Origin of the sequence: Immundisolibacter sp. (genome assembly GCF_028696615.1) — a bacterium.
In the GTDB taxonomy this organism is placed as follows: Bacteria; Pseudomonadota; Gammaproteobacteria; order Immundisolibacterales; family Immundisolibacteraceae; genus Immundisolibacter.
This window is the reverse complement of record NZ_JAQVGQ010000105.1, coordinates 1-8,872: the sequence shown is the minus strand read 5'-3', so window position 1 is coordinate 8,872 and position 8,872 is coordinate 1. Positions and strand designations below refer to the sequence as shown.

Here is an 8,872-nt window from a genome sequence, read left to right as displayed (position 1 = left end):
GCACATGCTGCGCATCCGTGCCTTCGAGGACGCCTGCGCCGAGCTGTACAGCGCCGGCAAGATTCGCGGCTTCATGCACCTGTACAACGGCGAGGAGGCCATCGCCGCCGGCATCGTGCCGCTGCTGGAGCCGGCCGACGCCATCGTCGCCACCTACCGCGAGCACGGCCACGCGCTGGTGCGCGGCGTCGACATGGGCGCCGTGATGGCCGAGATGTTCGGCAAGCAGCAGGGCTGCAGCCGCGGCCGCGGCGGCTCCATGCACCTGTTCGATGCCGCGGCGCGCCTTTACGGCGGCAACGCCATCGTCGCCGGCGGCCTGCCGCTGGCGGTGGGACTCGCGCTGGCCGACGCCATGCAGCAGCGGGCGCAGGTGAGCGCGTGCTTTTTCGGCGAAGGCGCGGCGGCCGAGGGCGCGTTCCACGAGTCGCTGAATCTGGCCGCGCTGTGGCGGTTGCCGGTGCTGTTCGTGTGCGAGAACAACCTGTACGCCATGGGCACGGCGCTGGCGCGCTCGCAGGCCGAGACCGACGTGCACCTGAAGGCGCGCGCCTATGGCCTTGCGTCGGCCGCTGTCGACGGCATGGACCTGCTGGCCGTGCGCGAGGCGGCGCAGACGGCCATCACCCACGTGCGCGAAGGCCACGGGCCGTACCTGCTCGAATGCCACACCTACCGCTACCGGGCGCATTCCATGTTCGACAGCCAGCTGTACCGCGACAAGGCGGAAGTCGAGCGCTGGCGGGCGCGCGACCCGATCGACCTGTTCGAGCGCGAGGCAATCAGCCTCGGCCTGCTCGGGACGGACGATCGCGCGGCCCTGCAGGCGCAGGTCGATGCCGAACTCAAGGCGGCGATCGAGTTCGCCGAGGCCGGCAGCTTCGAGCCCGTCGAGCAGCTCACGCGCGACGTGTACACGGAAGATCAGGCATGAGCGCCGCCACCTGCACCTACCGCGAGGCGATGCGGGACGCGCTGCGCGCGGCACTCAACGCCGACCCGCGCGTGTTCCTGATGGGCGAGGACGTCGGCCGCTACGGCGGCTGCTACGCCGTCAGCAAGGGCCTGCTGGAGGAATTCGGCGAGGCGCGCATCCGCGACACGCCGCTGTCGGAATCGGCCTTCACCGGCGCCGGCATCGGCGCGGCGCTCGGCGGTCTGCGGCCGATCGTCGAGATCATGACCGTCAACTTCAGCCTGCTGGCGCTGGACCAGATCCTGAACAACGCCGCCACGCTGCGCCACATGTCCGGCGGGCAGGTGTCGGTGCCGCTGGTGATCCGCATGGCCACCGGCGCCGGCCGGCAGCTGGCGGCGCAGCACTCGCACAGCCTGGAGAATTTCTACGCCCACATCCCGGGCCTGAAGGTGATCGCGCCGGCCACCGTCACCGACGCCCGGCACATGCTGGCCGCCGCGCTGGCCGACCCGGACCCGGTGATCGCGTTCGAGCACGTCATGCTCTACAACACCGAAGGCCCACTGGAGGCGGTCGATACGGTGCCGCTGACCGGCGCCGCCGTGCGCCGGCCGGGGCGGGACGTCACGCTCGTCACCTACGGCGGCAGCCTGCCCAAGACGCTCGCCGCCGCCGAAAAACTGGCCGGCGACGGCATCGAGGCCGAGGTCATCGATCTGCGCTGCCTGCGCCCGCTCGATGACGCCACCGTCATGGCCTCGGTGCGCAAAACGCGCCGGGCGGTGATCGTCGACGAGGGCTGGCGCACCGGCAGCCTCGCCGCCGAGATCAGCGCCCGCATCACAGAACAGGTGTTCTACGAACTCGACGCTCCGCCGGCGCGGGTGTGCAGCGCCGAGGTGCCGATCCCGTACCCGAAGCACCTCGAGGACGCCGCCCTGCCGCAGGTGGACGGCATCGTCGCCGCCGCCCGCGGGGTGCTCGGCCGTGGCTGAGTTCCGCATGCCGTCGCTCGGCAGCGACATGGAAAGCGGCAAGCTTCTCGAGTGGCGCGTCAGGCCCGGCGACCGCGTGCGCCGCGGCGACATCGTGGCGGTGGTCGAGACCCAGAAGGGCGCCATCGACGTCGAAATTTTCGACAGCGGCGTGGTGGATGCGCTGCTGGTGCAGCCGGGCACCGAAGTGCCGGTCGGCACCGTGCTGGCCACCGTGCGCAGCGAGGGCGAGGCAGCCGCCAAACCGGCCGCGCCGCAGCCGGCTGTCGAGCCAGCGGCACAGCCCGCCGCGCCGCCGCCCGCCGCGGCTGCGGCCGTGCCGGCACCGGCGGCCGCCGCCCCGCCCGGCCCGCCTGCACCGGCCGCTGGCGAAACGGTGCGCGCCTCGCCAGCCGCCCGAAAACGCGCCGCCGAACTCGGCATCGATCTGTCCACGCTCACCGGCAGCGGCCCCGGCGGCGCCATCACGCTGGCCGACCTGCCGCTCACCACGCCACCGCCCGCCAAGGCCGCGCCGCGCGCCGCCCCCAGCGTGCGCCAGCGCGCGCTCGAACTCGGCGTTGATCTGGCCACGATCACCGGCAGCGGCGCCAAGGGCGCGATCACGCTCCAGGATGTCGAACGCGCCGCGCAGGCGCCGCCCACTGCGCCTGCGGCCAAGGCGCCGTTCGACCCCGACGCCATGCGCCGCGCCATCGCCGCCGCCATGACCCGGTCCAAGCGCGAGATTCCGCACTACTACCTCGCCACCACGGCCGACTTCGAGCCGGCGCTGCGCTTCATCGAGGCCGTGAATGCCGAGCGCGACCCCGACCGGCGCCTGCTGTACGCGGTGCTGCTGCTCAAGGCCACGGCGCTCGCGCTGCGCGAGGTGCCGGAGCTGAACGGCTTCTGGCGCGAGGACCGCTTCGAGCCGTCGACGGCCGTGCACATCGGCGTGGCGGTGGCGCTGCGCCGGCGCGGTCTCATCGCCCCCGCCATTCACGACGTGGCCGACAAGGACCTCGACACCCTGATGGCCGAGCTCAAGGACCTGGTGCTGCGCGCGCGTGCCGGCGGCCTGCGCAGCTCGGAACTGACCGACCCCACCATCACGCTGTCCAGCCTCGGCGACAACGGCGTCGAGCGCGTCTACCCCATCATCACCCCGCCGCAGGTGGCGATAGTGGGCGCGGGCTCGGTGGTGCGCCGGCCGTGGGTGGTCGGCGAGGGTCTTGCCGTGCGGCGCACCATCACGCTGACGCTGGCCGGCGATCACCGCGCGAGCGACGGCCACCGCGGCGCGCTGTTCCTGGCGGCGCTCGAGCGCCTGCTGCAAACCCCGGAGGCCTTATGACCGAAGCCGAACTGCGCGAGCGCCTGCTCAGCATCCTGGGCGCCATCGCCCCCGAGGCGCGCGAAACGGAACTCGACCCCGCCGCGCCGCTGCGCGACCAGATCGACATCGATTCGATGGATTTTTTGAACTTCGTCACCGCCGTGCACAAACAGCTCGGCGTGCCGATCCCGGAACTCGACTACCCGCGCCTGGCGACGCTCGACGGCGCGGTGCATTACGTAATGGCAAAGCTGGCGAAGTGAGGACGCCCCCGCTCCCGCCGGTCAGCGCACCTCGAACACCAGCTTGCCGCGCAGGTGGCGCGATTCGCTCAGGCGATGCGCGTCGGCCGCACGATCGAGCGTGAAGCGGGTGATGTCCGGCACCCGCACGGCGCCCGACGCCAGCAGCGCGAGGATGCGTTCCAGATGCGCACGGTCGCGGCCGACCTGCGGGCGCAATGAGGTCACGTCCGGCCGCGGCGCCGGCGGCGCGCTCATGCCGGACGCGATGAAGGCGGCCCGGCCGCCGGGTCGCAGCACGTCGAACGAGCGCAGCGCCACCTCACCGCCGACGGTGTCGAACACGGCGTCGCAGTCGCGCACTTGCTGCCTGAAATCGCAGCTCCGGTAGTCGATCACCTCATCCGCGCCCAGGCTGCGCACGTAATCGACATTGGCGGCGCTGGCGGTGGTGATGACGCGCGCGCCGAGGTGCCGGGCGAGCTGGATGGCAAACCCGGCCACGCCACCCGCGCCGCCCTGGATGAGAATGGTTTCGCCGGCCGCAAGCCCGAGCGTGTCCTCGATGGCCACCAGCGCGGTGAGACCGATCAGCCCGACCGCCGCGGCGTGCAGGTGCGACAGCCAATCCGGCTTGCGGGCCACGATCGCGGCCTTGATGGCGATCTTCTCGGCGTAGGCGCCCTCCTGGCCGGTGTCGCACACGCCGAACACGGCATCACCGACGCGGAACTCGTCCACGCCCGCACCGAGCGCACCGACCACGCCCGAGAAATCCCGCCCCAGGATGTGCGGAAAGCGCGTGGGCTTGCCGTAGCGCCCGGCGCGCACCTGCCAGTCGGCGGCGTTGACGCTGGCGGCGTGGATGTCGATGAGCACCTCGCCCGCGCCGGGCAGCGGATCCGGCAGGTCGCCATATTGCAAGACTTCCGGGCCGCCGCAGTGGTCGATGTAGGCTGCTTTCATCGTGTCGTGACGCGGGTTGCTTCGGAAACACCGAAAATAACCCGCCTTGGACGTTTCGGCGCACCCCGAACGGAACGCTTGCTTGCGCCGGGCGCGCGCTTTGGCGAACATTGACCGGTCTGAACGACCGTTCAAAACCAAGTGCCGGCATCCGTTCCGACGCCCCGGTCGCGAACATTCCCCAAATGGACTTCAGGAGGAAGCGCATATGCGCATTGAACAAGGATGGCAACCGTCCGAAATCGAACGCCTGGTGGACGCCGAAAACGCCACCGCCAGCCGCCTGATCTTCACCGACGAAACGCTGTTCCGCCTGGAACTGCAGCGCATTTTCACGCGCACCTGGCTGTACATCGGCCACGAGTCGGAGATTCCCAACAAAGGCGACTACGTCACCCGCAAGATGGGCAACGACCCGGTCATCCTGGTGCGCGACCAGGCCGGGCGGGTGCGCGTGCTGCTGAACACCTGCACCCACCGCGGCGCGCTGGTGTGCCGCGCCGATGCCGGCAACGCGCGCGGTTTCACCTGCCCCTATCACGGCTGGGTATTCGGCAGCGACGGCGCGCTGGTGGCGACCGCCGAGGACCACACCTACGGCGGCAAGGTCAACTTCCGCAACCTCGACCTGCGCCAGGCGCGCGTGGGCAGCTACGCCGGGCTGGTGTTCGCCACCTGGAACCACGACGCCCCGTCGCTGGACGAGCACTTGGGCGACGCGCGCTGGTACCTGGACATCATGTTCAACCGCACGCCGAACGGCATGACCGTGCTCGGCCTGCCGCACCGCTGGACGCCCACCAACAACTGGAAGCTGGGGCCGCTGAACTTCGGCGCGGACGGCCCGCACGCGGTCAAGGTGCACGGCCCGATCGTGGATGCGGCGCTGGCCGGCGGCATGCCGGGGGCGCTCGGCATGATCCACAAGGCGCTGCTCGAAAGCCCGTCGGTCACCGCCGGCCCCTACAACGGCATCTGGACGCAGGGCCCGGCCGAAATGCCGGAATGGATGGGCCACGACCCGGCGCTGGTGGCGCTGTTCGAACGCACGCTCAATCCGCAGCAGCTGGCCTTGTTCAAGCGCTGCATCGCCTCGGTCGGCACCGTGTTCCCGAACTTCTCCTGGGTGTTCGGGCCGATCAGCTTCGACATGCAGACCGACCCCATCACCAACTTCTTCGCCATCCGCGTCTGGCAGCCGCTGGCGGTCAACCGCACCGAGATCTGGAACTGGTTCCTGGTGGACCAGGAAGCCAGCGACGAGGTCAAGCAGCGCGCCATGCGCGCCGGGGTGCGCACCTTCACCGCCGGCGGCACCTTCGACCAGGACGACGCCGAAGCCTGGCACGCCATCCAGCGCGGCTGCGAGGGAGAAATCTCCGGCACCGTCGACGTCAACTTCCAGGTGGCGCTCAACTACCGCGACCGGCCGATCGCCGACTGGCCCGGCCCGGGCGTGGCCTACCCGTCCAATTACTGCGAAGTCACGGAGTTCAACAACCTGCTGCAGTGGCGCGCATACATGACCGGCGCGCGCTGAAACCACCCGGCCGCCCGAACGCGGGCGGCCACCTTATTTGCTGGAGAAAACCCGTGACCCATCAGTCCCAAGCGCGCGTCGACGACGCGCTCTACCGCCGCGTGTGCGAGTTCTACTACGACGAAGCCGACCTGCTCGCCCAGCGCCAGCTGACGCAGTGGTTCGAGCTGCTCGCCGAGGACGTCCACTACCGCGTCGGCTTCCCGGAGTTCTACGAGCACGGCACGCGCCGCCAGGTCGGCATCGGCAACCCGTACTTCGACGACGACCACACCAGCATGAAAGTGCGCGTGCGCCTGCTTGGCAACCAGACCCTCACCACCGCCGAGCACCCGCCGAGCGTCTACAACTACTTCGTCAGCAACATCCGCGCGCGCGCTGCGGACAAGGCCGACGAACTCGACGTCGACAGCCGGTTGCTGATCTACCGCGTGCGCGCCAGCGAACCCACTCCCTACATCCTGGGCGCCCGCCGCCGCGACCGGCTGCGCATCACCGATGGCGGCTTTCGCATCGCCCGCCGCGAGGCGAGCATCGATCAGGCCATCATCCAGGCACCGAACCTGAGCTTTTTCGTTTGATTGACGCTGAAAATTCCCTCCATGGAATCTTTCAGCTCGCCGCAGCGCGGTGCACGCCCGCGCTGGGCTCCCTGAGTCAATGGCTTACGCCATAGTCCCAGGTCGGGGCATCCTGCCCCGAGCAGAAAGCGCTGAATGAATCGCCTCCTTAACAGGCCATTGAAAGACCGGCGATCGACTGTCGCCGGCCACGCCCGGCCCGCCCGTCCTGAAGGCACTCGCCGGCTGGACAAGCGGGCCGGCGGCGCGGCAGCATGCCCCGGTTTGGCAACAACCAACTGGGGCACCGCATGCAATTCGAGGGTATTCGCGCCGCCATCACCGGCGGCGCCTCGGGCTTGGGTCTGGCCACCGCGCGGCGCGTGATCGCTGGCGGCGGGCAGGCGCTGCTGCTGGACGTGAACGCCGAGGCCGGCGCCGCGGCGCTGCGCGAACTCGGGCCACGGGCGCAGTTTGCGGCCGTGGATGTCACCCAAGGCGAGGCGCTCGAGGCGGCGCTCGCCGGCGGCGTCCAGGCCATGGGCGGGCTCGATCTTGCCGTGAGCTGCGCCGGCGTGGTCGGCGCCGGGCTCGCGCTCGGCAAGACGGGTCCCATGCCGCTAGAGCAGTTCGCGCGCACCATCACCATCAACCTGGTCGGCACCTTCAACCTGGTGCGTCTGGCCGCCGCCCACATGCAGGGCAACGCGCCGCGCGGGGCGGACGGCGAGCGCGGCGTGATCGTCAACACCGCCTCGGTGGCCGCCTTCGAGGGGCAGATCGGCCAGGCGGCATATTCGGCCTCCAAGGGCGGCGTGGTCGGCATGACGCTGCCGCTGGCGCGCGAGTTCGCCCGCCACGGCCTCCGCGTGGTCAGCATCGCGCCCGGGCTGTTCAAGACCCCGATGCTAGAATCGCTGCCCGAGTCGGTGCAGCAGAGTCTTGGCGCCAGCGTGCCGTTTCCGGCGCGCCTCGGCGATCCGGCCGAGTACGCGGCGCTGGTGCAGGTCATCGTCGAGAACGTGCTGCTGAACGGCGAGACCATCCGCCTGGACGGCGCCATCCGCCTGGCGCCCAAATAACGACGACGACCCTTCCCGCCACCTCACCCCAAGCATCCCACCATGAGCGATACCCACGGCGGCGCCTTTCTGGACCCGGCGCAGGCACCGGGCGCGATCTTCACGCCCGAGGATTTCGACGCCGAGCAGCAGGCGCTGTTCGACACCGCCCGGCGCTTTTGCGACGAGCAGGTCTGGCCACGCCTGGCCGACATCGAGGCCAAGGTCCCCGGTGTGCTGGAAGGGTTGATGCAGCAGGCGTCGGACCTGGGTCTGACCATGCTCGACCTGCCGGAGGAATACGGCGGGCTCGACCTGCCGCTGCCGGTGTCGATGCGCGTGCTCGAGAGCACCGGGCGCGAGCAGTCGTTCATGCTGACGCTGATGGTGCAAAACGGCATCGGCTCGCTGCCGGTGGCGCTGTTCGGCAGCGACGAGCAGAAGGCGCAGTGGTTGCCGGGCTTCGCCAGCGGCGAACTGCGCGGCTGCTACTGCCTGACCGAACCGGGCTCCGGCTCGGACGCGCTCGCCGCGCGCACCACGGCGGTGCTGGACGGTGAGCAATGGGTACTGAACGGCACCAAGCAGTTCATCACCAACGCCGGCATCGCCGACGTCGGCTTCGTGTTCGCCAAGGTGCAGGGCGAGGTGGACGGCGCCAGCGGCTTTACCTGCTTCATCGTGCCGCTCGATGCGCCGGGCGTGAGCCTGGGCGCCGAGGAGCACAAGCTCGGCATGCACGGCTCGTCCACGCGCCAGGTCATCCTGCAGGACGCGCGCATCGCGCGCGGCAACGTGCTGGGACAGATCGGCCGCGGGCATGTGATCGCCTTCAACATCCTGAACAACGGCCGCTACAAGCTCGGCGGCACCGCGCTCGGCAGCGCCAAGTGCGCGCTCGATGCCGCGCTCGACTACGCCGCCGCACGGCGGCAGTTCGGCCAGCGCATCGTCGATTTCGGCATGATCCGGCGCAAGATCGGCCAGGCGGCGGCGGACATCTATGCGGCCGAGAGCGCCATCTACCGGGCCGGCGGCGCCATCGACGCGCTGGCCAATGCGGGCGGCCGCACGGCAGACGCCAAGCTGGCGGCGCTGCAGGACTTCGCGCTCGAGTGCTCGATCGCCAAGATCGCCGGCTCGGAGCTACTGTGGCGCGTTGCCGACGAGGCGCTGCAGATGTTCGGCGGCTACGGCTTCCTCGAGGAATACCCGGCCGCCAAGTACCTGCGCGATGCGCGCATCGCCCGCATCTACGAGGGCACCAACGA

9 protein-coding genes are annotated in these 8,872 nt (G+C 70.2%); 8 read left to right on the top strand and 1 reads right to left on the bottom strand.

What is annotated here, in order from left to right; translation table 11 throughout:
* The first annotated feature begins 4 nt into the window (after positions 1-4).
* From pdhA to PHC73_RS08250, 4 genes are read left to right on the top strand one after another with little or no spacing between them, the layout of a single operon-like run.
* On the top strand, positions 5-934 hold the full coding sequence (gene pdhA, locus PHC73_RS08265) for a pyruvate dehydrogenase (acetyl-transferring) E1 component subunit alpha (protein ID WP_366949836.1): 930 nt from the start codon (positions 5-7) through the stop codon (positions 932-934).
* Positions 931-1,914 (top strand): alpha-ketoacid dehydrogenase subunit beta, encoded by a 984-nt coding sequence (locus PHC73_RS08260; RefSeq protein WP_300126636.1) that lies wholly within the window; start codon positions 931-933, stop codon positions 1,912-1,914. The genes pdhA and PHC73_RS08260 overlap by 4 nt, the downstream gene beginning before the upstream one ends.
* The gene (locus PHC73_RS08255) at positions 1,907-3,250 is read left to right on the top strand and encodes a dihydrolipoamide acetyltransferase family protein (RefSeq protein WP_300126634.1); all 1,344 of its coding nucleotides are present in this window, start codon (positions 1,907-1,909) and stop codon (positions 3,248-3,250) included. Before PHC73_RS08260 ends, PHC73_RS08255 begins: the two co-directional genes overlap by 8 nt.
* Entirely contained in the window at positions 3,247-3,495 is a 249-nt protein-coding gene (locus PHC73_RS08250) for an acyl carrier protein (RefSeq protein WP_300126632.1), read from the top strand. The genes PHC73_RS08255 and PHC73_RS08250 overlap by 4 nt, the downstream gene beginning before the upstream one ends.
* Positions 3,496-3,516: 21 nt before the next feature.
* Here PHC73_RS08250 and PHC73_RS08245 read toward each other — a convergent pair whose 3' ends face one another.
* Positions 3,517-4,440: an NADP-dependent oxidoreductase gene (locus PHC73_RS08245; RefSeq protein ID WP_300126630.1), complete on the bottom strand. Its 924-nt coding sequence runs from the start codon at positions 4,438-4,440 to the stop codon at positions 3,517-3,519.
* Between the two features lie 208 nt (positions 4,441-4,648).
* Between PHC73_RS08245 and PHC73_RS08240 the strand changes: the two genes are divergently transcribed.
* From PHC73_RS08240 to PHC73_RS08225, 4 genes are all read left to right on the top strand, one after another.
* Complete coding sequence (locus PHC73_RS08240) at positions 4,649-5,980, top strand: aromatic ring-hydroxylating dioxygenase subunit alpha (RefSeq protein WP_300126628.1); 1,332 nt, start codon at positions 4,649-4,651, stop codon at positions 5,978-5,980.
* Positions 5,981-6,033: 53 nt separating this feature from the next.
* Entirely contained in the window at positions 6,034-6,561 is a 528-nt protein-coding gene (locus PHC73_RS08235) for an aromatic-ring-hydroxylating dioxygenase subunit beta (protein ID WP_300126626.1), read from the top strand.
* Between the two features lie 290 nt (positions 6,562-6,851).
* Complete coding sequence (locus PHC73_RS08230; protein WP_300126624.1) at positions 6,852-7,622, top strand: SDR family NAD(P)-dependent oxidoreductase; 771 nt, start codon at positions 6,852-6,854, stop codon at positions 7,620-7,622.
* Positions 7,623-7,664: 42 nt separating this feature from the next.
* A partial coding sequence (locus PHC73_RS08225; RefSeq protein WP_300126622.1) for an acyl-CoA dehydrogenase family protein occupies positions 7,665-8,872 on the top strand: 1,208 nt, incomplete at its 3' end.